This is a genomic window from Aeromonas sp. 96A (genome assembly GCF_051919165.1).
Taxonomy (GTDB): domain Bacteria; phylum Pseudomonadota; class Gammaproteobacteria; order Enterobacterales; family Aeromonadaceae; genus Aeromonas; species Aeromonas veronii.
This window is the reverse complement of the sequence record NZ_JBQBFE010000001.1, coordinates 958,728-983,293: the sequence shown is the minus strand read 5'-3', so window position 1 is coordinate 983,293 and position 24,566 is coordinate 958,728. Positions and strand designations below refer to the sequence as shown.

Genomic DNA, 24,566 nt, shown 5'->3' with positions numbered 1-24,566 from the left:
TTTGTGACGAATCAGGACCTGATTTGGCGATGAGCCGATTAGTGACGTTAATCGGCTCATTATCTAGGCCTTTTTGAGCCGATTAGGTTCTGGCATCGGCAACGCAGGCGTGTGTCAACCGGTGAGAGGTGTCATCTGATGACGAAAGCTTTCGCTCAGTCTCCGCTTTGCCGTCTGGCATCTCGCCCGAGCAGGGCTATCAACTGGCGTTCGCGTCTGCCGGTAGCGGGTGGGTCATTGAGTTAAACCGATCAAAATACCCGCTTGATGGCTTTTCTTGGAGTAAATCAGAGTGGCCTCCTCGCTGAGTCAAACTCACCAGCGATTTGTCATAAACTTTCACGCTAATCAGGCCCAGACTAGCTTCGGCTGAGGGTGTAAAACTGGCGCTAATTTACTATTTGGCTGCGAAGTGACCATTTTGCTAAGCAAACACTGCAATTAAACATAATGGGCATTATGCGCTGACAGATTGGCATGGTGGCTTGCAATTGTGGAGGACAGTTCTTTATTCTGTTTACCATACTTTCAGTATGGCGACAGTCGTTATGGAGTAGCGTTAATACTACTCAAATAATATGGCTTGCATTGTAGGTTCTCGTAGTAGTCCAATGTGTTACATTCACAATTTCTGATGCTGTGCAACGGTCGGTTTCACGTCTAGGAATTGGGGGCATTCAGTTACCATTACCATTTAAAGAAATGGCTGTGAATTGCTCTGATTTTTCGGGTGGACTGCCCTGCCGGGATAGAAAAACCTCAGTATAGTCAGTGCAACTACATACAATCCGCATCCAACTATCCACACCCAACCATTCCAAGATTCGTGGGTTGCACTATACAAAAATGCAAAAATAAGTGGACCGATTACACCCGTGAGGTGTGTCAAACTGGTCAGCAACCCTTGCAATTGTCCCTGTGCTACCTGACCGACACGAACAGATATAATTCCCTGCAAAGCGGGAAGAGTTATGCCACCACAAGCGAGTAACAGCACAACTGGCCAAACCATCCAGCTTTGCGTAATGACTGCCAATAAAAGTAGGCCACAGCCATCAGCCAAGATGCCAACCACGATAGCTCTCTGTTCTCCCAAATGTTTAGCGATAAAACCAGCAGCAAGTCCTTGAAACAGAGCGTGTGTAAGCCCAAACACAGCCAATGAAACACCGACCATTACGCCATCCCATGCGAAGCGCTCTTCTCCGAATAAAACCCATAATGTTGCAGGGATTTGGCCAATCAATTGAATGATGAAAAAGACAACTAGCAATCCCGATAATGGGGAGATCATCTCGCGTATGGAGGATGTGGTTTCATTGATTGTTTCATTCTTTATCTCGTCACTAACCTGATTAGCATTATGGGTCTCATGTAAAATGAATAGGGAGACCAGAAATGCCAGCCCGTTAATGGCAGCAGCGAACATAAACGGTGCCTGTACCGAAAGTTGACCTGCAAAACCACCAATGACTGGTCCAGCAATCATACCGCCACCAAAACAGGCACCCATCATACCAAACCAATGTGTCCTGGATTCCTCAGGTGTGACATCGGCAATTGTTGAGGCTGCAACAGCTCCAGTCGCACCGGTAATACCAGCAATTAAGCGTCCCAGATACAACACCCACACTACGCTGGCTGTTGCCATTAATGCGTAGTCCAGTGTTGCACCTAAAAGTGAAAGTAATAATACAGGGCGACGACCTATGCGATCTGACCAGCGGCCGAGAAGAGGGGCAAAAATCACTTGCATCATTGCATACAGCGCCAATAAAACACCGTAGTTCTCCGCAACATTAGCCTTTCCAACAAACTCCCGTAATAACGCCGGTAAGACAGGCATAATTATGCCAATCCCTATGGCATCTAAAAAAATGATGACCAGTGCCATCATCACAGTGCGGTTCATAGTTAACGCTCTCTATCGGTGATAGGGTTTGAAAAGTAACTCTATCAGTGATAGATTGTCAACAGCGAAAGGAGATAGTGATGGCACGACTAAGCTTGGACGACGTAATTTCAATGGCGCTCACCCTGCTGGACAGAGAAGGGCTAGAGGGCCTGACTACGCGTAAGCTGGCGCAGTCCCTCAAAATTGAGCAACCGACTCTGTATTGGCACGTGCGCAACAAGCAGACCCTTATGAACATGCTTTCAGAGGCAATACTGGCGAAGCATCACACCCGTTCAGTACCGTTACCGACTGAGAGTTGGCAGCAGTTTCTCCAGGAAAATGCTCTGAGTTTCCGTAAAGCATTATTGGTCCATCGTGATGGAGCCCGATTGCACATAGGGACCTCTCCTACGCCCCCCCAGTTTGAACAAGCAGAGGCGCAACTACGCTGTCTATGCGATGCAGGGTTTTCGGTCGAGGAGGCTCTTTTCATTCTGCAATCTATCAGCCATTTTACGCTGGGTGCAGTATTGGAAGAGCAAGCCACAAACCCGACAGAATACAATACAGTGATGGACGCTGTGCCACCATTATTACAGGAGGCATTTAATGTTCAGACGAGAACCACTGCTGAAACGGCCTTCCATTTCGGGCTGAAATCATTAATAGTTGGATTCTCTGCACAATTAGATGAAAAATATATGTCCATCCAGGGTAATAATAAATGATGCTGTCTATGGGGCAGTGCTAACGGTAGTAATTTTAAATCTATCGCCAGTGATTTTTATTTTTCACGCGACAAGTATTCTTGAAAATGTGTATGTGCATAGCCTTTGATAAATTAGGGAGATCCGAACAAAAGGGGGATTTCTTTGCGGGTCTGGCGGTGTTTGCCATTGAACTCGTAGTCAGCGAAGGTCAGTTGATGGCTCACGTTGGTTCTCATCCATGGTACTAAGAAAATCTGATGATCTCGTGTCAAGGATTTGTTCGCACCCTCCCCATCACGTCAAATAGAGCCTGTTTTCCAACTTAAATGTCCTGTTTGCTCACGGAGCAGATGTAGTATTACTTTTGAGTTTCCAACTTAAATGTCACATTTGGTATCGTTAACTCATTGAATACTTTGATCTGCCAGTTTCCAACTTAAATGGTTGTGATCAGTTTAGGAGCTACAGTTAAGCCTTATAAACAACAGGGCCACCCAGACGGGTGGCCCTTCGTTTACATGGACTTTATCTGCATGCTGCTATCCGAATGTCCGGCTTAAGTCCTTGAGCTGGCTCGCTTTGCTCTGCAAGTTGGCACTGGTTTCACTCACCTGATCGATTTTGAGGCTGTTATCGTGAGAGAGCGAGGATATCTGGTTGATATTGCGACTTATCTCCTCGATGACCGCTTGTTGCTCGGTGGCCGCGGCGGTGATCTGGTTGGAAAAATCAGAGACCTTGTCTATCTCGACCACAACCTGATTCAGGTTGCCGGTACTTGCCCGGGTGGTGGCGAGGCAGGCGTTGGTTCTGGTCACATTGAGATGCATCATCTCTTTCCATCCCCCCAGGGTTTGCTGGATATGGCCAATGCTGTTCTGGATCTGCTCTGTCGCCTTATGGGTTCTGGTCGACAGACTGCGAACCTCGTCCGCCACCACTGCAAAGCCGCGCCCCTGATCGCCTGCCCGTGCAGCTTCGATGGAGGCATTGAGCGCCAGCAGGTTGGTTTGATCCGCAATGCCGCGAATTTCGCTCATGATGGTGCCGATCCGCTCGGACTCGCTCGCCAGCTCAACGGCTGACTGAAAGGCTTGCTCCGCCTGGGTGGCCAGCGCCGACATCTCTTCTCCTGCTTCCGAAAGCTGGGTGCTGGTGGTGATGCAGTGGCTGCGGGCCTCTTCAATCTGGCTGTTGCTGTCTTGAATATTGCGGTTGATCTCCTCGGCGGCCGAGGCCATCTGGGTGACGGCGGTGGCAATCTGCTGGATCTGCGTGTCTTGCGAAGAGATATCCTGGCTGGCCAGCGAGGCGGAGCCGCGCAGGTCATTGGCCATGGCATTGAGCGAAGCCGTGGTGTCATCCACCCGGCCGAGTACGGTACGGATCTTCGCTTGCCCGAGCTTGATATGGAAATCGGCGATGCTGTGAGGGGCATCCCCCGAGAAGATAAGGCGGCTGATGCTGTCGTAATCCTGCTCGAGCTGCTGCAAGAATCGCGGCGTGAGGAAGAGAGGGTGGCGATTGAACCAGATTGTTGCCAAGAGGGGAATGATGACCCAGAGCGCCTGCAGCGGTGAGAGCAGCCAGAGCGCGCTGATCACGCTGACGAGCAGCAGGGGGATGGTCATCATGGCTGGCGTGAGTTGACGCAGGCCCATGTGAATGGCAGAGCCGGTTTCACGGGCTTTAAGGGTTTTGTACATCTGGCTGGCACGCGCTTTGTGCTCTGCGGCGGGGCGGCAGCGGACGGATTGGTAACCCACCATCTTGCCATCTTCATAAATCGGGGTGACATAGGCATCAACCCAATAATAGCGACCATCTTTGCAGCGGTTTTTTACCATCCCTCGCCATGGTTTACCCGCCTGCAGGTGGGCCCAGAGATCGGCAAATGCTGCCTTGGGCATGTCGGGGTGGCGCACCAGATTGTGATGCTGCCCCAACATCTCTTCCAGGCGATAGCCTGCCACCTGACAAAACGCCGGATTGGCGTAGGTGATGTCCCCTTTGAGATCGGTCGTCGATACCAACTGGATATCGTCGGCAAATTCAACCTCGGTATCTGTGGTGTGAAGCGAGCTGGTTACCATGATCAGACTCCGGTTTCGGCGTAACGGAATACTTCGTCTGAGTATGGCAGAGGATGTTCATTTATTGTGTTGTTGCACATTAACTCTTGTGCTACTGCGTGGGGACGGGATGGGTCTCACATTTTTACAGCGCGGTTTGGCGAGGGGAGGCAAGCCAAGTAACATGGCGTGACTTATGGCTGTGAAGCGAGACAGGTAACGCAATGAAGTTGGATGCGATTTTATGGGATTATGACGGTACTCTGGTCAATTCGGTGCCGAAGAATATCGATATCACCAAGCAGATCCTGGCTGAGGTCGCCCCCCATCTGACCGGAGAACATCTGCCGCGCTATCTGCGCAGCGAAGCGGAGTATCACCATGCCAATCACGCCGCCAAGAACTGGCAGGCGCTCTATATGGATTACTACGGTTTGTCGCGGGACGAGATGGTGCTGGCTGGCAGTCTGTGGGCCAAGCATCAGGAGATGAACCGGACCGAGGTGCGTTTTTTTGCGGGGCTGGAGGCGGTGATTGACCATTTCTCTGCCATTCCCCACGGAATTTGTTCGCAGAACTCCCAAAAGAACATTCGCCGCGTACTGGAGCAGCATGGCGTGAACAGCCTGTTCAAGGCTGTGGTCGGCTATGATGACGTGCCCGGACAGCAGCAAAAACCCCATCCTTACGGTGGCCTCAAATGTCTGGAGTCTATCTTCGGCCCAGCCAAGTGCCAGTCGCTGATCTATATCGGTGACCATGAAGCGGATGTGCAGTTTGCCCGTCATTTGCAAGGGGCGCTTGGCGAGCAGAGCCGTGTGATATCGGTGGCTGTCGCCTATAGCCGCGCGACCCCGGAGCGCTGGGAACACCAACCCGACCATATCGCCCGTGACGTCGAGGATCTGCTCCCCATCGTCGGGCAATATCTGTAACGCCGGTTGCAGATTGCCGTACGGAATAGATAAAACGCCGATCAGTTGATCGGCGTTTTATCTATGGGAAGCCTGATGGTTTCACACTCGGCTGGCTTAACACCCTGTCTGTTTAATGATGGGCGACTTAAAACAGCAGTTGCGTCAGGTAGCCCATCAGGATCGCCATGCCGAGGATCACGGTAAGGAAGGCCACAATCATCGGGGTTCTGAACATGGATTTGAGCAGGATCACCTCGGTCAGGCTGGCTCCGGCACTGCCGATGATCAGCGCCATGACGGCGCCCATCCCCATCCCTTTGCCCAGCAGTACCGACGCCAGCGGGATCACGGCCTCGGCGCGGATGTAGAGCGGGATCCCGACGATGGCACTGAAGGGGATGGCCAGCGGGTTGTCGGCGCCGGCATGGGCGGCGATCCACTCGGCCGGAATAAAACCGTAAATAAACGAGCCGATGAGCACCCCCAGCAGCAGGAAGGGCAATACCGCTTTGAACTGCTGCCAGGCATCGATGCGAGCTTTGACCCAGGCGGTGGGGAGCTGTGGCGCACTGGCTAGGGTTGCAGTGCCATCGCCGCAGCAGGAGAGGGCGGCCTGCTCTGCCATCTCTGGTTGCGGAGCCGGGCAGCACGCTGCCCCGTTGAGGGGTTTGATTGCGCGAATGGCACTGCGTTGGTTGTCACTGCAATGTGCTTGAGTGGTGGCGCGGGTTGCCGGGCCACAGCCGCTACCGCAAGAGGGGGTGGCCTCTTTGGGGTCGATGACATGGCGCTCGAACCCCAATCTGTCGAGCAGCATGCTCGCCATGACGGAGACGCTGGCGGCGATCACGGCGTAGAGCAGGGTCACTTTCCAGCCAAAGGTGGCCCACATCAAGCCGACGATGATGGGGTTCAGCAGTGGCGAGATAAACAGGAAGGTGAGGGTGGGGCCAAAGCCAGCCTTGGCCGAGAGCAATCCTCTCAGCATGGGGATGGTGGAGCAGCTGCAAAAGGGGGTGACGGCACCGAGCAGGGCCGAGAGCAGATAGCCCTTGCCATGGCGCGCCCCCAGCATCCGCTGGATCTTCTCGTCGGGGATCTTCTGGCGGATCAGGCTGACCCCGGCGCTAATGACCAGAAACAGCACCGACAGCTCGACAGCCAGAAACAGGAACATCTGGGCTGCATCGGTCAGCATGGTTAACCACTCATTCATTGTCGTATCCTTACTTGGTTTCTATATTTCCAAAATAATCGAAATGAATGGCCGGTCAAGATATTTCTGGTATTATCGAAATATCACATTCGTGGAGGGAGCAGAGATGCAACTGGAAGAGGTCGCCAAGGCATTGAAAGAGCTGGGTCATCCGACCCGGCTGTTTATCTTCAAGCATCTGGTCAAGGCGGGAGAGCAGGGGCTGCCGGTGGGGGAGCTGCAAAAGCAGCTGGCGATCCCCGCTTCCACCCTCAGCCACCATATCGCGGCGCTGGTCTCGGTGGGGCTGGTGAAGCAAAACCGGGAGAGTCGCACCCTGCTTTGCGTCTCTCAATACGCGGTGTTGGAGGAGATCATCGCTTTTTTCCGCGATGAGTGTTGCGTCAACAGCCCGGAGCATCGGCAAGATCAAAGGCAAGAGCTGCCTTCCTGAGGGCTATGGCTGCTAGTAGTGCGGTCAGTTGCGCTGCGCGCAATAAAAAAACGCCGATCATGTGATCGGCGTTTTGCATTGATGTCGCTAGATTCGGGCATTAACCCAGATTGGCTGCGACCTTGCTTTGGGCTTGTCCTTTGCGCTTGATGACAAAGCCAATGCCCAACACCACCAGCCAGGCTGGGATCAGTTCGACCGAGATGCGGAAATCCGGGGTCATATACATGATCACCAGGATACCAGCCATGAACGCGAGGCAGAGATAGTTGCCGAAGGGGTACCAGAACGCCTTGAACTTGGGCTGGACACCCTCTGCGACCTTGGCCTTGCGGAACTTGAGGTGCGCGAGGCTGATCATCGCCCAGTTGATCACCAGTGCGGAGACCACCAGCGCCATCAGCAGGCCGAACGCCTTGCCCGGCATCAGGTAGTTGATCAGCACGCAGAGCAGGGTGGCGATGGCCGAGACCGAGAGAGCAACCAGCGGCACGCCGCTCTTGTTGGTCTTGAGCAGGGCTTTCGGGCCGTTGCCCTGTTTGGCCAGACCGAACAGCATCCGGCTGTTGCAGTAGACGCAGCTGTTGTAGACCGACAGTGCCGCCGTCAGTACCACGATGTTGAGTACGGTGGCGACCAGATTGCTGTCCAGAGCGTGGAAGATCATCACGAACGGGCTGCCGCCTTCCACCACTTTACCCCAGGGGTAGAGGGACATCAGGATAGCCAGGGCGCCGATGTAGAAGATGAGGATGCGGTAGATCACCTGATTGGTGGCCTTGGGAATGCTCTTCTCGGGGTTGTCCGCTTCGGCGGCGGTAATGCCCACCAGCTCCAGACCGCCGAAGGAGAACATGATCACTGCCATCGCCATCACCAGACCGCTGATGCCGTTGGGGAAGAAACCGCCCTGAGCCCACAGGTTGGTGACGCTTGCCTCGGGTCCGCCGGCACCGGAGAGGAGCAGATAGCCGCCAAAGCCAATCATGCCGATGATGGCGACCACCTTGATGATGGCGAACCAGAACTCCATCTCGCCAAACGCTTTGACGTTGGAGAGGTTGATGGCGTTGATCAGCACGAAGAAGAAGGCGGCCGACATCCAGGTCGGGATCTCGGGCCACCAGTACTGGACATAGATGCCCACCGCGGTCAGCTCGGCCATGCTCACCAGCACGTAGAGCACCCAGTAGTTCCAGCCGGACGCAAAACCGGCAAACTCGCCCCAGTATTTGTAGGCAAAGTGGCTGAAGGAGCCAGCTACCGGCTCTTCCACCACCATTTCACCGAGCTGGCGCATGATCAGGAAGGCGATAAAGCCGCCGATTGCATACCCCAGCAGGACTGAGGGGCCTGCCATCTTGATGGTTTGGGCAATGCCCAGAAAGAGGCCGGTGCCGATGGCGCCGCCCAAAGCAATCAACTGAATGTGGCGGTTTTTAAGGCCGCGCTTCAGCTCCTCACCGTCTTGTTTCAAATCCATGGGTCTGTCCTTACGTCTCTGTTGTCTCTGTCGGTGTTGGGCTCATCCTGAGCAGGCCGCAGTGCGTAGCCAAAACCTGACGAAAGCTGTATTTATTTCGTTACGCCATGCCGTTTTCAATTTTTAGTATTGGCTGGCAACTGAAGCAGAATAGTGATAATCCGCCATGAATGCACCTGTTTTCCATCTCTAATGGCCGTATTTTGTACCAAAGGCAGCTTTTTAATGATTTGAAGAGGCTACTTGGTAGTTTTTGGTTGATGTTTGCGCAATCGAATTCTGTTTTATTGACATTTTGTCTTGTTGGTGTGCTTTTGTGGTGCCAAGCCACAAATGGATGCAAATGATGCCAAACAAGCAAGAGTACAGGGAGTTGGAGTACAGAGAGCGCGAAAGCGTGCTGCAACAAGGGGTTGCCCGGGGTGTGCTGGTGGCGCTCTGGTTAGGGATTGCTGCCAGTCCGCTGTTGTTGCTGGTGGCCGCGATTATGTTGCTGGGTTGGCTGTTACTCGGTGATCAGGGATTGCTGCACTACTGGCAGTCGCTGTTGCTGGTGAGTGGGGTAACGGGGGCACTCGTTGGCGGCTGGCTGGCGGAGCGGGTTCGCCTGCGCCACGGTTTGCTGGCCTTCTATGCCCGGTTGATGAACAACCCTGAGCTCAATCGTTAGTTAACGCTGGCTGTTTGCCAAGCGCAGCAGAACGGAATCGAATAGCGGCTGACTGGCAGCGGGTGACAAGGGCACAACGCTAAGGTCGACAAGAAGAGGGATAAGCATTTGTGGTGCTTATCCCTTTTTTATCCACGCTTTTCACTGTCATCTATGTGAATTGCAGTTCGCCACAGCTGACTTTCGCCGCGACACTGTAATTTTTATCTTTTGTTGATGCCGATAGCTGTCAAGCTGTCTTAACAGAGCTGGCGGCGCAGACCGGTCGCCTCGAGGACCTTGGCGCTGATCTCCTCCACCGAGTGGGAGCTGGTATCGAGGAAGCGGATCGCCTCCTGGCGAAACAGTCGCTCCACGCAGGCCAGCTCCTGCTCGCACTGTTCGATGGAGGAGTAGCGGCTGTTGGCACGGCGCTGGTTACGGATCTCGTGCAGCCGCTGCGGCGCTATGGTGAGGCCAAACAGCTTGTGACGGTTGGCCTTGAGGGGGGCGGGCAGCTCCAGCATCCCCATGTCCTGCTCGATAAAGGGGTAGTTGGCGGCGCGAATGCCGAACTGCAGCGCCAGATAGAGGCTGGTGGGGGTCTTGCCGCAGCGGGAGACCCCGATCAGGATGATGTCCGCCTCATCGTACTCCCTGGTGGTGATGCCATCGTCGTTGGCCAGTGCGAAGTTGACTGCCTCGATGCGATCGTCATAGAGCTTGCGATTCTCCATGCCGTGGGTGCGATGGAGGCGGGGCTCGGCTTTTACCCCCAGCTCCTGCTCCAGCGGGCTGACGAAGGTATTGAGAAAGTCGTGGCCGCACGCTTCCGATTTCAGTACCTCTTCCCGTACCAGCGGGTCGACGATGGTGTGAAACAGGATGGGGCGTACCCCGGTCTGGCGAAACTGCTCGTCGATCCGCATCCGTACCTGACGGGCTTTCTCCAGTGTCTCCACAAAGGGGATAGTGATCTGCTCGAAGGCCAGCGGAAACTGGCTCAGTACCGCGTGACCGAACACTTCGGCGGTGATGGCGGTGCCGTCTGAAACATAAAATACGGTGTGCACGTAGGGCTCCTGTGATACCGCGGGTGGGGTCGCATAGGGTAAGGGGTGAGAAGTATCTCCCGAAACCATACCAGTTTTGTCAACCGGTCTGCTGTGCCCAAGTTGTGAAGTGGCTTGCAAACCTGAATCGTTATCTTTTTGTGTCGCCATTGTAGAATGTTCCGGTCATTCGACCATCCCCAATGCTTGCTCGGGGTTTTTTTTGAAAACCAGCAGAAAACGTTTTCATGGTCGTTGGCAACAAAAGAAACAGACAATAACGCACCTGACTTACCCATAACCTCATCGATTAAATCGGGCGCACGAGGTGCTATGGCATCGGTGCCCACCAACCTGGAGACATCCAAGTGCAACAGTACGTGCTCTGGTACGAACAACTCGGAATGCAGGACGTAGAACGAGTTGGCGGCAAGAACGCATCCCTTGGCGAGATGATCAGCAACCTCTCTGGCGCCGGCGTATCCGTGCCGGGGGGCTTTGCCACCACCGCCTTTGCGTTTAACGAGTTTCTGGAGTCAAGCGGCCTCAACGGCAAGATCCACCATCTGCTCGACAATCTCGACGTGGACGATATCGCCGCCCTCAACCGGGCCGGTCAGCAGATCCGCGACTGGGTGATCGAAGCCCCGTTCCAGCCCGAGCTGGAGCAGGCTATCCGGGTTGCCTATGAAAAGTTGAGTGCCGGTGTCGAGGCCTCGTTTGCTGTGCGCTCCTCCGCCACCGCCGAGGATATGCCGGACGCCTCCTTTGCCGGTCAGCAGGAGACCTTCCTCAACGTACGTGGCATCGATGCCGTCATGAAGGCGGTCAAGCATGTGTTTGCTTCCCTGTTCAACGATCGCGCTATCTCCTATCGGGTGCATCAGGGCTACGACCACAAGGGTGTTGCCCTCTCGGCCGGGGTACAGCGGATGGTGCGTTCCGATCTCGCCGCCTCCGGCGTCATGTTTACCCTGGATACCGAGTCCGGTTTCAACGACGTGGTCTTTATCACCGGCGCCCATGGTCTTGGTGAGATGGTGGTGCAGGGCGCGGTCAACCCGGATGAATTCTATGTGCACAAGCCGACTCTCAAGGGGGGCCGCCCGGCGGTGGTGCGCAAGACCCTCGGCTCCAAGCTTATCAAGATGACCTACTCGGACGATGCCGGTCACGGCCGTCAGGTGAAGATTGTCGACACCAATGAGGCCGAGCGCAGCCGCTTCTGCATCAGCGATGAGGAGGTGATGGCGCTGGCGAAACAGGCCCTCATCATCGAGCAGCACTATGGCCGCCCGATGGATATCGAGTGGGCCAAGGATGGTCAGGATGGCCAACTCTACATAGTGCAGGCACGCCCGGAAACCGTGCGCAGCCGCCAGGAGGCTAACACCCTCGAGCGTTTTGCCCTCAAGCAAGCGGGCAAGGTGCTGATCGAGGGGCGGGCTATCGGTCACAAGATTGGCGCGGGCCCGGCGCGGGTCATCTCATCCATCAGCCAGATGGACGAAGTACAGCCCGGCGATGTGCTGGTGACCGACATGACCGACCCGGACTGGGAGCCCATCATGAAGCGGGCCTCCGCCATCGTCACCAACCGGGGGGGGCGCACCTGTCACGCCGCCATTATCGCCCGTGAGCTGGGCATTCCGGCTGTGGTCGGCTGTGGCAACGCTACCGATCATATTCAGCCGGGCCAGCGGATCACCGTCTCCTGCGCGGAAGGGGATACCGGTTTTATCTATGACGGCGAGCTGGACTTCGATGTGGCGGTGACCGAGGTGGGCAATATGCCGCGCCTGCCCATCAAGATCATGATGAACGTCGGCAACCCGGACCGCGCTTTCGACTTTGCCCAGTTGCCCAATGCCGGGGTAGGGCTGGCGCGTCTTGAGTTCATCATCAACCGGATGATCGGGGTGCACCCCAAGGCGCTGCTGGAGTTTGACCAGCAAACCCCAGAGCTCAAGGCCACCATCGGCAAGATGATCGCCGGTTACGACAGCCCGCGGGAGTTCTATGTGGCCAAGCTGACCGAGGGGATCGCGACTCTGGGGGCCGCCTTCTGGCCGGAGCGGGTGATCGTGCGGATGTCGGACTTCAAGTCCAACGAGTACGCCAATCTGGTGGGCGGTCGTGGCTACGAGCCCCACGAGGAGAACCCGATGATCGGTTTTCGTGGCGCATCCCGCTACATCGCCGACAGCTTCCGCCCCTGCTTTGCCCTCGAGTGCGAGGCGATCAAGAGGGTGCGCGATGTGATGGGGTTGACCAACGTCGAGGTGATGATCCCCTTCGTGCGCACCGTGGGCGAGGCGGAGCAGGTGATCGACATCCTGGCCGAGAACGGTCTGCGCCGCGGCGAGCGGGGGCTCAAGGTGATCATGATGTGCGAGATCCCAAGCAACGCCCTCTTGGCAGACAAGTTCCTCGAGCACGTGGACGGCTTCTCCATCGGCTCCAATGACATGACCCAGCTCACCCTTGGGCTGGATCGGGATTCCGGGCTAATCGCCCATCTGTTCGACGAGCGTAACGAGGCGGTCAAGGCGCTGCTGGCGATGGCTATTCAGGCTGCGCGCAAGGCGGGCAAGTACGTGGGGATCTGCGGTCAGGGCCCATCTGATCATCCGGACTTCGCCGCCTGGCTGGTGGAGCAGGGGATCGATTCGGTGTCTCTCAACCCCGATACCGTGGTCGATACCTGGCTCTATCTGGCGGAGCAGCATGGTGCCAAGTAAGCCACTATCAAAATGAGCTGCACAGAAAGGGGGCCATAATGGCCCCCTTTGTTATCTGTGTGTCGCGGCCTATTTCGGCTGCTGTTCGGTCCCCGACAGCTCGATCTGCACATTCACCCCTTCGCTCTTGAGCTTGGTGGCGATGGCGTTGAGATCGGTGCCCGGTTTGGCCTCAAGCAGGGCAATGCCACCGCTGCTCTGCTTGAAGTTCAGGCCGTGGCGCGTCGCCAGCGCCTTGGCGCTGGCATCGTCAGCTTCCACCAGCAGGGTGCCGCTTACAGTCAGCTCCGGGCTAGCGGCCCCTTGCATCAACACGTCACCGCGGCGCAGGGTCTGTTGCGGGACCTTGCTGTCAAGGCTGCGGGCGACTCGCTTCTTGCTGCCGTTGTCGGGAATGAGGTAAGTCTGGCCGTTCACCTCTATGGTGCTGTATTGTTTGCCATCCATGGTGACGGACTCCTGGGCGCAGAGCTGTCCCGAGAGGGGGGCCAGCAGGGTTGCCAGAAGCAAGGTAACAGGTTTGTTCATGGTAATACTCCTAGCGTGTTAGCTGCGGTTGGCATCGTGACCCAGGACCCGCAGGGACCATGAGATCAGCTTGCCCGGTTGGCGATTGTTGCGCTCGGTCAGGGTGGTACGCTCACGGGTCTCGCGATTGAGCAGAGAGACCTGACGGGTACCGTTGGCAACGTCGGTTACTTCCAGTCGCCACTGGCCTTCGGCTGATTCACCGTAGAACTTGTTGGATAGCATCCGCATGTCACGCAATCCCTTGGTTCGCACAAAGCCCAGTTGCTGCTGGTCGAGAGATTGGCCGACCAGGCTGTTGAAGGGGCTCAGCAGGATGCTGCGGGTGCCAGCGGGGGAGACCAGTTCGATCAGCAGATCGGGCAGACGCTGGTGATCCAGGCTCACCATCACCTGAACCGCTTCTACCGTCAACGGTGTGGCAATGCGTGTTGTCGAGCTGGTCGGGCTGTTGCCCACATCCGCAATGGCGGCGGCACTGCCGCTGACATTGATCTTCTGCCATGGCAGCTGTACCAGCGGGGGCAGGGGCTGGTGATTGGCTGCCAGCTCAAGGGCCTTGTTGACGTCGATCAGACCAAAACCGTAAGTCGGGTTGAACCACATGCCGGCGGCATTGCGCTCCCACCCTTCCAGTCCTTTCACGTCGCGCACCTTGCCGGTGCTGCTGGTGTAGCTGACCATCACAGGTTTCTGTGTGGCATCGACCCGGGTTGCGCTGCGCGCCAGCAGATCCCGCAGATCCCGCACCGACAGATCCGGATAGGCGGACATCAGCAGCGCCATGGCGCCGGAGGTGCTGGGGGTGGCGGAGGAGGTACCGTTCATCACACCGTTGTAGTCGCAGCTGGCATCCAGTTGCGGGTTGCCGTGCAGCCGGTTGGTGCTGGGATCGTCGGTGCGGTTGTAACCCATGTCGCAGCCGGGCAGATCCGTGGTCACCATCGCCGGAGAGTCTGTACCGTATTCGCCGCCGGTCGCGCTCAGGAAGATGTTGCTGCCGACGCTGGAGTAGGAGGATCTGACGCCATCGGCGTTGAGCGCGCTCACCACCAGGTTCCAGAAGTTGCTGTTGGAGGGATCGAGGTTGCTGTTTTCAAACGGCAATTTGGGACCATTGCCGGTGCGGTTAAGCACATAGCCGCCCGCCGCTATCTTGTTGAAGCCGTTGCCGGCGGCCTTGATATAGGCCGCGCCCTGCGCCTTGAGGGTCTGCTGTTCAAACAGGCGATCAAGCTGGGATTGATCCAGAGAGTTGGCAGAGCGGGGATCCACCACACTCATGCCGTAGCTCTGGTTGAACACCCGGTTGTCGCGGCTGGCATCGCTGTCCCCAAGGGCGTAGAGCCAATCTTTCTGCAACTGCTGGCTGTTGTCATCCAGCAGGTTGAACCCCTGCAGCTGGGCTCGCGGGGCTATCCCCTTGGTGCCGATGGCGTTGTCTACCGCCGCAATGATGCCGGAGACAGAAGTGCCGTGCGCCGTATCCGCATCAGTCGGGGTCGGGTCATCGCTGCCGGTCACCACGTTTTTTGAGCCCGGACGGACGTTCTCCGCCAGATCCGGGTGGGCGATAGCCAAGCCATCATCCACCACGGCCACATTGACTCCCTGGCCCAGCACACCGGTGCGATGAGCCCACCAGAGGTTGAGATCATTGCCCGCTATACCGCCACGGGCGCTGAATCCATCCTGGCCGCTGTTGAGCAGATACCACTGCTGATCCTGCAGGGGATTGGCACCTGGCAGGCAGCGCTCGGTGCTGCTGCGTCCGATATCCATGCCGCTCTCCTTGCCGGTGAGCGGCGCACAACCTTCATTTGCCTGAACGAGCGCACTGGGCAGGGTCGACAGCAGTGCTGTGATCGCCAGTGCTAACGATGTTTGCTTCATTATTTTTTTAACTCCATCTTGGATCGCACTCATCCTGAGTGCGACGGAAATCTATACATGGCTGACAGGGGTTCAAAAAGAGCCATTTTCAAAAAACGCAATGAGGCTCAAAGAAAACCGATTCAGTTTGTGGTAGGTATTCCAATGACGCTGGTTATGTGTTTTATTGAGAATGGTTCTCACAGCTCGCTACTGATCTTTTTATCTGTAATTCACTCTCTCGTGACTCTCCTTCGCCGCAGCCATCTCGATTCGGGGCAATCCCGAGGGGAGCTCGTGGGCTCTTGAACGTGAGCTGCATGGTTGTGTGTGCCAACGTGAGTGCAGCTATGCATTCGGGGGTGACAGCAAGGGTGATGAGGTGGAACCAGCGGTTTATTGCTTGGCGGCGGTGGATGGCTCTGTTATGGTAATTGAAATAGCCGTTTGGATGGCTAGATTGCTGCGGTTTGAGGGGCTTAATCTCTGAGAGCCACCCCGCCGCAGTCCCATAGCTTGATGCGTACCTGACAGGGAGTCCCTATGCCGTTTTGTTCCTTCTTATCTTCTCCTTTGACTGCTTCCTTGCGCGCCACTGCTGGCGCTAGCACCTTTATTGCCGCGATAGCGGTCGGGTGCCTCTCTTTTTCCGCGGTTGCCGCCGATGCGCCCTTGCCGACCAAACAGGAGATCGTGATTGGTACTACGGTGGGGGATTTTGCCGACATGGTGACCGACTCCATCAAGCCGCAGCTGGAGGCCAAGGGGTATAAGGTCAAGCTGGTGGAGTTCACCGACTATGTGACCCCCAATATTGCTCTGGCTGACGGATCACTGGATGTGAACTGCTTCCAGCACAAACCCTATCTGGAGAGTTTTGCTAAAGATCGCGGCTTGTCGCTGGCGCCCATTACCCAGGTGCCAACCGGTCCGATGGGACTCTACTCCGGCAAGCTGGCGGCACTCGACAAGGTGAAAGAGGGGAGCACGGTGGCCATCCCCAACGATCCCACCAATCAGGCGCGGGCGCTGTTGATGCTGCAGGATCTTGGTTGGCTCACTCTCAAGGAGGGGATAAACCCGCTCAAGGCGAGCGAGTTTGATGTGGTGAACAATCCGCACAATCTCAAGCTGGTACTGCTGGAAGCCGCGCAGTTGCCCCGCTCGCGGGAGGATGTGGACTTCTCGGTGATCAACGGTAATTTTGCCGCCTCCAGCGGAATCCCGTTCAGTGAAGGACTGTTTCTGGAGCGCAGCTACGATTTTATCAACTGGGTGGTGGTGAAAAGCGTAGATGCGGATCAGCCGTTTGCCAAAGATGTGGCGGCGGCCTACAACTCGGCGGCTTTCAAAGCCTATGCAGCCAAGCGTTTCGTCGGCTACAAGTACCCGCAAGGGTGGGGTGGCTGACAGTCGTGAACGTGGCCCGGCTATACAACGAAAAACGCCCCGAATTCGGAGCGTTTTTTATGGTATCAAGCCATCAACGGGCGCTTCACTGGTTGCGATAGAAGCGGTTCAGCTCGTTCATCACCTGGATCATGGCGCCCATATCCGGGGTGCCGTGCTTGATCGGGCGATAGCTGTTGCGCTCCAGCAGTTCGAAGTCACCCTGCTTGTTGAAGTGGGTGATGGTGTCCCCTTCATAGATGGCGAAGTCGTTCTGATCCCCGGCCAGCAGCCAGTTGCGCGGGCTGGTATCAAACAGCGAGCGGCCAACGCTGTAATCGCGCGCTGGATTGCGCACGCCCAGCATCCCCTGCATCAGGGTCGGCGCCAGATCGAAATGGCTGCTTGGTTGTTCCCGAACGTCACTGCCGCGCCCCGGCCAGGCCAGTACCAGCGGGACCTGCACCTGATAGGGTGAGTAGTTGCTGCCTGCGCCCCAGCTGTTGCTGCGGGTGTCGTTGAACTCCTGACCGTGGTTGGAGGTGATGACGACGATGGTGTTGCTGTCCATCCCCTGCGACTGCAATTTGGTCAGCATCTGTTCAAGCAACTGGTCGGTATAGAAGACCGAGTTCTTGTAGCGGTTCTCCAGTTTTTGCAGGTTCTCCGCCCGATAGGCGGTCGCCGGATTGAAGTTGGCGAGCTCCGGTTGGAACGGCCCCTTCATGGTGGCGGGCAATTGGTAGTCGCCGGGGCTCGAGAGATAGACCAGCGAGAACCAGGGACGCTCGGGTGAGCGCTTCTCCAGCCACTGTTGCCAGTCGGTCAGCAGCTTGCCATCGTCACTCTGTTCGGAGACAAACACCTGTTTGCGCAGACCGGCGAGGATGCTCTTGCGATACTTCTGGGCATCTTCCATCGCGCCGAACAGCCCGAACTGGTAATCCTGACGCAGCATCTCGTCGAACAGCACCGGCGGACGCTTGTCGCTGCTGATGTCCTTGTAGTAGTGACCGGGCAACCCGTAGAAGAGGCTGAACATGCCCATCAGGTCGTCGTTGCCACCACTCAGGTGATTGCGGAACGTCAGATGCTGATCCGCATAGCGCTGCAGATTGGGCATGTTGATGTTGTTGAGCATGTCAAAGCGCAGCGAATCGACCACCACAATCAGCAGATTGTTGTGAGTCAGGGGGGCGTTGACGTTGAGCGGGCGCAGCGGATAGTGCATCCGGCTGTCGCTGTTATCCCCCTGGGAAGCAGCCTGCTTCTCGTACTGATCCAGATCCAGCCAGCCATGTTTGGCCAGGAAGGAGCGGGCCGTCATAGGGTAGGAGAGGGGGAAGTTGGCTCTCTGCATGGTGATCGGCTGATAGAGGGTCGCATCCGCCCAGCTGTTGACCACGTGGGTCAGAATAAAGCAGATCAGCAGGGCCAGCCCCACCTGATTGCCGTACTGGCGGCGCTTGCGCTTGTTGATCTTGCGCCAGACATAGGCCGACAGCAGCAGTTGCAGCAGGAAGATGGTGGGCACGGCAACGAAGATGATGCTCCAGATTGAGCCCTCTTCGGTTTGCGCCTGATCCAGCAGCAACTGCCATACCTGACTGTTGAGGTGGAACTTGAACAGCCGGAATACCTGGGTGTCGATCAGCAGCAGCACCAGCGCCAGGGTAGCGATGATGGCCGAGATGAACCGCAACGACTTCTCCTTGGGCAGCACGAAGCTGAGCGGGAAGATCGTCAACAGGTAGGTGACAAAACTCAGAAACGAGAAGTGGCCAATCCAGCTTACAACGAGATAGATCACGCCAAGCGTGGTCGATGGCCAGCTGATGGCACCCAGATAACGGGTGGCGATGAGCATGGCCAGAATAATGTTGAAGAAGGAGAACCAATGCCCCCAGGTGATCAGGCGAGAGACATTATCACGATAGGGGTTACCGGTTTCGACCATAGTGATCCATCTGCGTTGAGAAACGTCAAATCAACAGAGTCGGGGACTCAGTGTGCGTCGTGGCGATTATCGACCGATGCGGTCAGGGCCTGGACAAACTTTTCAGTGATGGCCTGGCGCTGGGCCGGTGCCATACCGTTGATGATATTGGTGGTCAGATTGCCAAGCACCATAAGGCTGAGATCTACCGGCGCTTTATGCTTTTCCAGCGCGGTGATCAGGTCGTTCATCAGGGCGTCAAATTGCTCGTTATTGTACTTTGATACGATAGGCATAATCTTCAGTTCATCTCGGTTCAAAGCGCCTTATAATACTTCACCCTTTCGGCTAACACTATGGCTTTGTGACATGAGTCTCGATATCGACAAGATCATTCTTCACTCCTTGCGCCAAGGCGGCGATGGTCAACCCCACGCCGATACCCGCAGCCAGACCCTGCCCCCTGATGAGGCGGTACAGGGACTGATGGTGGAACTGCATCGGATCTACAACGGCAAGGGCGGCAAGGGCTTTGGCTTCTTTGCCGACCCCGAGGCCGCCGTCGCCGAGCTGGCCGACGGTGAAGAGGCTCCCAAGCAGCCTTCACCCGCGTTTCGTATCGCCCTCGAACAGCTGCTCGACGAGCAGACCGAATTCGTTCCCTTCTCGGTCACTGTGACCCAGATGCTGGTCAAGCAGCTGGTGGAGCACGCCCTCGATGAGCAGGGGGTGCTGCTGTTTGCCAAATATAACTACGTCGGGGTCGATTATCTGCTGATTGCTCTGCTGGAGGGCAAGGAGAGCGTCACCGTCAGCGAAGCGCTGGAATTACGCCATATCCAGTATCTGGATATCGGCAAACTCAATCTGGTGGCCCGCATTGATTTGACCGAATGGAAAACCCAACCGGATTCGCGCCGCTATATCACCTTCAGCAAGGGGCGCATTGGTCGCAAACTGGGCGACTTCTTTATGGATCTGCTGGGGGCCCGCGAGGGCATGGATGCCAAGGTACAAAATAAAGGCTTGCTGCAGGCGGTTGAAGATTATTGCGACAGTCGTCAGCTCGAACCGACCGAGCGCAATGACTATAAAAAGCAGGTCTTCAAATATTGCACCGAACAGGCGAGTGCCGGTGAAGAGATCGAAATCAAGGAGCTGTCTGCAGAATTGCCTGGCGACGGTGACCTCGATTTTTACAGCTTTATCGGTCAGGAGTATGAGCTGGAAGAGCGTTTCCCGGCGGATCGCTCTACCCTGCGTGGTTTGACCAAGTTTGTTGGCTCCGGCGGCGGTCTGACTCTGAGCTTTGAGCAGAAGCTGTTGAACAGCCGGATCTTTTACGACCCTCAGACCGACACCCTGACCATCAAGGGTGTGCCGCCCAATCTCAAGGATCAGCTGCTGCGCCAGTCGTAGTCATGCTCCCGAGTGTGATCAACTCGTCATTTCTGGCAAAAAGAGACTCCGCCCCGGCGGGGTCTCTTTTTTTATCGCGCCTGGGCAGACCTCGAAACTGGCGCGGTACTTTGTTAACAAATCAAACAAAATAAACCACCTGAAAGGGTTTTCATTGAGGTGAAAACCCTTTCATTCATGAAATTTTATTTCATTTTGGTAATTATTATTCTGTGGTTGTCTGGAATTAAGCCGATAAATGGCCGTAATTCCCTGAAATAAGAAAATGTTTTCAAAACTTTCTGGAAGGAAATACGTAATTGCATTTCAAAAATGCGAGTTGCGTCATGTGAGCCGTTTGCCGCTTGGGATAATATTCATCTCGCACACAATGCTCTTACAGCGCGGAACTAATACAAGGAAAGGCTCATGAAAAAGAAATTGCTGTCATCCCTGATCGGTCTGGCCACTCTTGGCGTCGCTTGCTCTGCTACTGCTGCCATCGATGAAGGCCAGCTGACCATCTGGATCAACGGTGACAAGGGATACAACGGTCTGGCTGAAGTGGGTAAGAAGTTTGAAGCAGAAACCGGCATCAAGGTTACTGTTGCTCACCCGGATCAGGTTGAAGTGAAATTCCAGCAAGCCGCCGCCACTGGCAACGGCCCGGACATCTTCTTCTGGGCTCACGACCGTTACGGTGAGTGGGTCAAAGCCGGTTTGCTGGTTCCGGTAACGCCGAACGCTGCCACCAAAGGCAAATTTGAACAGCTGGCATGGGATGCCATGACTGTTGATGGCAAAACCTATGGCTACCCGGTTGCCATGGAAGCAGTCAGCCTGATTTATAACAAGGACCTGCTGCCCGAGCCGCCGAAAACCTTCGAAGAGATCGCCAAGATTGACGAGACTCTGAAGAAAAACGGCAAGCGCGCCATCATGTGGGCTTATGACACCCCGTACTTCAGCTATCCGCTGGTGGCTGCCAACGGTGGTTACGCCTTCAAGAAAACCGCTACCGGTTATGACGTCAAAGATACCGGCGTGAACAACGCAGGTGCCAAGATGGGCGTGGGCTACATCTCCGAGATGATCAAGTCCGGTCACCTGGAAAAAGGCATCGACTACGGTGTGATGGACGCCAAGTTCAACAAGGGCGAAGTGGCCATGATGATCAACGGTCCTTGGGCCTGGAGCAACCTGGACAAGAGCGGCATCAAGTACGGCGTAGCGCCGCTGCCGACCCTGAACGGCAAGCCGGCCAAAGCCTTCGTTGGCGTACTGGGTGCCACCATCAACGCTGCCAGCCCGAACAAGGATCTGGCTATCGAGTTCCTGGAAAACTACCTGCTGACCGATGCCGGTCTGGCGCCGGTTAACGCCGACAAGCCGCTGGGTGCCGTTGCGCTGAAATCCTTCCAGAAGACTCTGGAATCCGATCCGCACATCAAGGCCACCATGCTGAACGCCCAGGCTGGCGAGCCGATGCCATCCGTTCCCGAGATGAGCCGTTTCTGGTCTTCCTTCGAAACTGCCCTCAAGAACGTGACCTCCGGTCGTCAGGGTGTTGACGAAGCTCTGGATACCGCTGCCAAGCGTATCGTTCAGTAAGCACGCACTACCCGGGAGGCCGTCATGGCCTCCCACTCTCTCAAATCTCTCTTGGCGTTATAAAGGTTAATTGGCATGGAAGTAGTACCTTCTGTTGAGTCCTATGCCGGTCCGAAGGATAAGCACACCTGGCTTAAGTGGACCATAGCGGCCCTGGTTGCCATCCTCAACGGCTACGCAGCCGTGATGATGTACGCCAGTGGCGAGTGGGTATTCGCGCTGCTGGATCTGGTGGTGGTTTCCGTCGGTCTGTATGTCTTCATGAACAAGAAGACCTATGCCCATCGCTACATCTTTCCGGGTGTTGCGGGCATGGTTGTGTTTATCATCTTCCCTCTTGCCTACACCATTGGCATTGCCTTCACCAACTATTCGGGGTCCAACTTGCTCTCCGTGGAGCAGGCACGGGACTACCACCTGAAGAAAACCTACAAGGTGGCGGGCGGTGAATTCGATTTTACCCTGCTGGGTGGCGACAACGGCCAGTTCCAGCTGCTGCTGACACAGGATGATCAATCCTTTATCAGCCAACCTGTTTCCCTGATGACCAACAAGGCCCGTGAGCTGGCGTCCCGCGAGGGCCGTGTGCAGAACACCCAGCAAGTGGTCGAGCTGCAGCCCTTCACTGGCGAAGCGGCCAGCAATGCCGCACCGATCCGCGCCATTGTTGAGCATCGTACTCACCTGAGTGACCTTGATCTGGTGCTGCCGGATGGCGGTACCCACCTGACCCTGAGCAGTCTGCGCAAGTTTGCCGCCCAGAAGCAGCACTACACCCGTCTGATGGATGGTGCCGTGCTCAAGTCCGGCGTGGTGATCAAAGACAGCAACCTGCTGCGTGATACCCAGAATGGCGAGCTGATGCTGCCCAATGGCGAGACCGGCTTCTATCAGTACATCGACGAACAGGGTCAGTTTGTCGGCAAGGGTATTGCTCCGGGCTTTGTGGTGAGCGTCGGTTGGAAGAACTTCGCGCGCATCGTCACCGATCCGGGCATCCAGTCACCCTTCCTGCAGATCTTCATCTGGACCGTGATCTTCTCAACCTGCTCCGTCGCTTTCACCTTGGCTATCGGCATGGTGCTGGCCTGTCTGGTGCAGTGGGAAGAGCTCAAGGGGCGCGGTTTCTATCGGGTCATGTTGATCCTGCCCTATGCGATCCCGGCGTTTATCTCCATCTTGGTGTTCAAGGGGTTGTTCAACCAGAACTTCGGTGAGATCAACATGTTCCTGGAAGCGGCATTTGGCATCAAGCCGGACTGGTATACCAACCCCTTCCTGGCCAAGGTGATGATCCTCATTGTCAACACCTGGCTCGGCTACCCCTACATGATGATCCTCTGCATGGGCCTGCTCAAAGCCATTCCGGAAGATCTCTATGAAGCGTCCGCCATGGATGGTGCCGGTCCGGTACAGAACTTCTTCAAGATCACCGTGCCGCTGCTGATGAAGCCGCTGACACCGCTGTTGATTGCCTCGTTCGCCTTCAACTTCAACAACTTCGTGCTTATCCAGTTGTTGACCAACGGTGCGCCCGACATCATCGGCGCCAGCACCCCGGCCGGTACCACCGACCTGCTGGTGAGTTATACCTACCGGATTGCGTTCCAGGGATCGGGTGGTCAGGACTACGGTCTGGCCAGTGCCATCGCCACAGCCATCTTCCTCATCGTGGGTGCGCTGGCGCTGCTCAACCTGAAATTGTCCAAAGCCGACAAGCAGCTGTAAGGAGGCTTCAACATGGCAATCGTACAACCCAAATCAGTCAAATACCGGGTGTGGGCAACCCACCTGGTCATGTGGGGCTTCCTGGCGTTGATCATCTTCCCGTTGATCATGGTTATCGCCATCTCGTTCCGTAACGGTAACTTCGCGGTAGGGGAGATCATCCCCTCCAATCCGACGCTGGATCACTGGAAGCTGGCGCTGGGCATGTCCATCACCAACGCCGACGGTAGCATCACGCCGCCGCCGTTCCCGGTGCTGACCTGGTTGTGGAACTCCATCAAGATCGCCGGCATCACTGCCCTGATGATCGTGACGCTCTCCACCACCTGTGCTTACGCCTTTGCCCGCCTGCGTTTTCGTGGCAAGTCCACCATCTTGCAGGGCATGCTGATTTTCCAGATGTTCCCGGCGGTGTTGGCGCTGGTAGCCATCTACGCGCTCTTTAACAAGATTGGTGACTATATTCCCTGGCTGGGTCTCAACACCCACGGTGGCCTGATCCTGGCGTACATGGGGGGGATAGCCCTCCACGTCTGGACCATCAAGGGCTACTTCGAGACCATCGACTCCTCCCTGGAGGAGGCGGCGGCCATCGACGGTGCGACCCCGTGGCAGGCATTCCGTCTGATCCTGTTGCCCCTGTCGGTGCCCATCCTGGCGGTAGTGTTTATTCTGGCCTTTATCGGTTCCATTACCGAGGTGCCCATGGCCTCCATCCTGCTGCAGGATGTGAACAATCTGACCCTGGCGGTCGGGGCCCAGCAGTACCTCTATCCGCAGAACTATCTGTGGGGTGATTTCGCGGCGGCCGCAGTGCTCTCCGGTTTCCCCATCACAGTGGTGTTCCTGCTGGCACAGCGCTGGTTGGTTGGCGGTCTGACCGCTGGTGGTGTGAAAGGTTAAGTTTATGGCTGGGGGAGCTGACTCCCCCCGC

19 protein-coding genes are annotated in these 24,566 nt (G+C 56.2%); 10 read left to right on the top strand and 9 right to left on the bottom strand.

What is annotated here, in order from left to right; genetic code table 11:
* Positions 1-694: 694 nt before the first annotated feature.
* Positions 695-1,912, bottom strand: a complete 1,218-nt coding sequence (tet(E), locus tag ACTG2W_RS04465) for a tetracycline efflux MFS transporter Tet(E) (protein WP_011899270.1) — start codon at positions 1,910-1,912, stop codon at positions 695-697.
* Between the two features lie 80 nt (positions 1,913-1,992).
* On the opposite strand from tet(E), the gene ACTG2W_RS04460 reads away from it, so the two are divergent.
* Positions 1,993-2,625, top strand: a complete 633-nt coding sequence (locus ACTG2W_RS04460; protein ID WP_011899269.1) for a tetracycline resistance transcriptional repressor TetR(E) — start codon at positions 1,993-1,995, stop codon at positions 2,623-2,625.
* Between the two features lie 521 nt (positions 2,626-3,146).
* On the opposite strand, the gene ACTG2W_RS04455 is transcribed toward ACTG2W_RS04460, so the two are convergent.
* A complete protein-coding gene (locus tag ACTG2W_RS04455; protein ID WP_106843002.1) occupies positions 3,147-4,700 on the bottom strand; it encodes a methyl-accepting chemotaxis protein in 1,554 nt (517 codons plus the stop codon).
* Positions 4,701-4,903: 203 nt separating this feature from the next.
* On the opposite strand from ACTG2W_RS04455, the gene ACTG2W_RS04450 reads away from it, so the two are divergent.
* A complete protein-coding gene (locus tag ACTG2W_RS04450; RefSeq protein ID WP_106843001.1) occupies positions 4,904-5,614 on the top strand; it encodes an HAD family hydrolase in 711 nt (236 codons plus the stop codon).
* A gap of 127 nt (positions 5,615-5,741) precedes the next feature.
* On the opposite strand, the gene ACTG2W_RS04445 is transcribed toward ACTG2W_RS04450, so the two are convergent.
* Positions 5,742-6,812, bottom strand: coding sequence for a permease (locus ACTG2W_RS04445; RefSeq protein ID WP_106843000.1), 1,071 nt, complete (start codon positions 6,810-6,812; stop codon positions 5,742-5,744).
* Positions 6,813-6,918: 106 nt separating this feature from the next.
* Here ACTG2W_RS04445 and ACTG2W_RS04440 point away from each other — a divergent pair, with 106 nt between their 5' ends.
* Positions 6,919-7,245: an ArsR/SmtB family transcription factor gene (locus ACTG2W_RS04440; protein WP_005344826.1), complete on the top strand. Its 327-nt coding sequence runs from the start codon at positions 6,919-6,921 to the stop codon at positions 7,243-7,245.
* Between the two features lie 100 nt (positions 7,246-7,345).
* On the opposite strand, the gene ACTG2W_RS04435 is transcribed toward ACTG2W_RS04440, so the two are convergent.
* Positions 7,346-8,728 carry an amino acid permease gene (locus ACTG2W_RS04435; protein WP_005352966.1) on the bottom strand — a complete coding sequence of 461 codons (1,383 nt, stop codon included), beginning with the start codon at positions 8,726-8,728 and terminating at the stop codon, positions 7,346-7,348.
* Between the two features lie 346 nt (positions 8,729-9,074).
* Between ACTG2W_RS04435 and ACTG2W_RS04430 the strand changes: the two genes are divergently transcribed.
* A complete protein-coding gene (locus ACTG2W_RS04430) occupies positions 9,075-9,398 on the top strand; it encodes a hypothetical protein (protein ID WP_106842999.1) in 324 nt (107 codons plus the stop codon).
* A 239-nt stretch (positions 9,399-9,637) separates the two neighbouring features.
* On the opposite strand, the gene ppsR is transcribed toward ACTG2W_RS04430, so the two are convergent.
* Positions 9,638-10,450 carry a posphoenolpyruvate synthetase regulatory kinase/phosphorylase PpsR gene (gene ppsR / locus ACTG2W_RS04425; protein WP_005333888.1) on the bottom strand — a complete coding sequence of 271 codons (813 nt, stop codon included), beginning with the start codon at positions 10,448-10,450 and terminating at the stop codon, positions 9,638-9,640.
* Positions 10,451-10,797: 347 nt separating this feature from the next.
* Between ppsR and ppsA the strand changes: the two genes are divergently transcribed.
* A complete protein-coding gene (gene ppsA / locus ACTG2W_RS04420; RefSeq protein ID WP_106842998.1) occupies positions 10,798-13,170 on the top strand; it encodes a phosphoenolpyruvate synthase in 2,373 nt (790 codons plus the stop codon).
* A 69-nt stretch (positions 13,171-13,239) separates the two neighbouring features.
* Here the strand turns inward: ppsA and ACTG2W_RS04415 are convergent, their stop codons facing one another.
* Complete coding sequence (locus ACTG2W_RS04415) at positions 13,240-13,698, bottom strand: serine protease chaperone (protein WP_106842997.1); 459 nt, start codon at positions 13,696-13,698, stop codon at positions 13,240-13,242.
* A gap of 18 nt (positions 13,699-13,716) precedes the next feature.
* Positions 13,717-15,591 carry a serine protease Asp gene (gene asp / locus ACTG2W_RS04410; protein WP_106842996.1) on the bottom strand — a complete coding sequence of 625 codons (1,875 nt, stop codon included), beginning with the start codon at positions 15,589-15,591 and terminating at the stop codon, positions 13,717-13,719.
* Positions 15,592-16,113: 522 nt separating this feature from the next.
* Here asp and ACTG2W_RS04405 point away from each other — a divergent pair.
* Positions 16,114-16,980 (top strand): MetQ/NlpA family ABC transporter substrate-binding protein, encoded by an 867-nt coding sequence (locus ACTG2W_RS04405; RefSeq protein WP_440016068.1) that lies wholly within the window; start codon positions 16,114-16,116, stop codon positions 16,978-16,980.
* An 85-nt stretch (positions 16,981-17,065) separates the two neighbouring features.
* On the opposite strand, the gene ACTG2W_RS04400 is transcribed toward ACTG2W_RS04405, so the two are convergent.
* Positions 17,066-18,916 (bottom strand): DUF3413 domain-containing protein, encoded by a 1,851-nt coding sequence (locus tag ACTG2W_RS04400; RefSeq protein WP_005352950.1) that lies wholly within the window; start codon positions 18,914-18,916, stop codon positions 17,066-17,068.
* 47 nt (positions 18,917-18,963) lie between these two features.
* On the bottom strand, positions 18,964-19,191 hold the full coding sequence (locus tag ACTG2W_RS04395) for a YejL family protein (RefSeq protein WP_005333874.1): 228 nt from the start codon (positions 19,189-19,191) through the stop codon (positions 18,964-18,966).
* A gap of 73 nt (positions 19,192-19,264) precedes the next feature.
* Here ACTG2W_RS04395 and yejK point away from each other — a divergent pair, with 73 nt between their 5' ends.
* The 4 genes from yejK (at position 19,265) to malG (ending at position 24,535) form a co-directional block, all read left to right on the top strand.
* Complete coding sequence (gene yejK / locus ACTG2W_RS04390; RefSeq protein WP_181281587.1) at positions 19,265-20,314, top strand: nucleoid-associated protein YejK; 1,050 nt, start codon at positions 19,265-19,267, stop codon at positions 20,312-20,314.
* A 408-nt stretch (positions 20,315-20,722) separates the two neighbouring features.
* Complete coding sequence (gene malE / locus ACTG2W_RS04385; protein WP_005333871.1) at positions 20,723-21,904, top strand: maltose/maltodextrin ABC transporter substrate-binding protein MalE; 1,182 nt, start codon at positions 20,723-20,725, stop codon at positions 21,902-21,904.
* Positions 21,905-21,979: 75 nt separating this feature from the next.
* Positions 21,980-23,632 (top strand): maltose ABC transporter permease MalF, encoded by a 1,653-nt coding sequence (malF, locus tag ACTG2W_RS04380; RefSeq protein WP_236289293.1) that lies wholly within the window; start codon positions 21,980-21,982, stop codon positions 23,630-23,632.
* 12 nt (positions 23,633-23,644) lie between these two features.
* A complete protein-coding gene (gene malG, locus ACTG2W_RS04375) occupies positions 23,645-24,535 on the top strand; it encodes a maltose ABC transporter permease MalG (RefSeq protein ID WP_005333868.1) in 891 nt (296 codons plus the stop codon).
* The last annotated feature ends 31 nt before the right edge of the window (positions 24,536-24,566 follow it).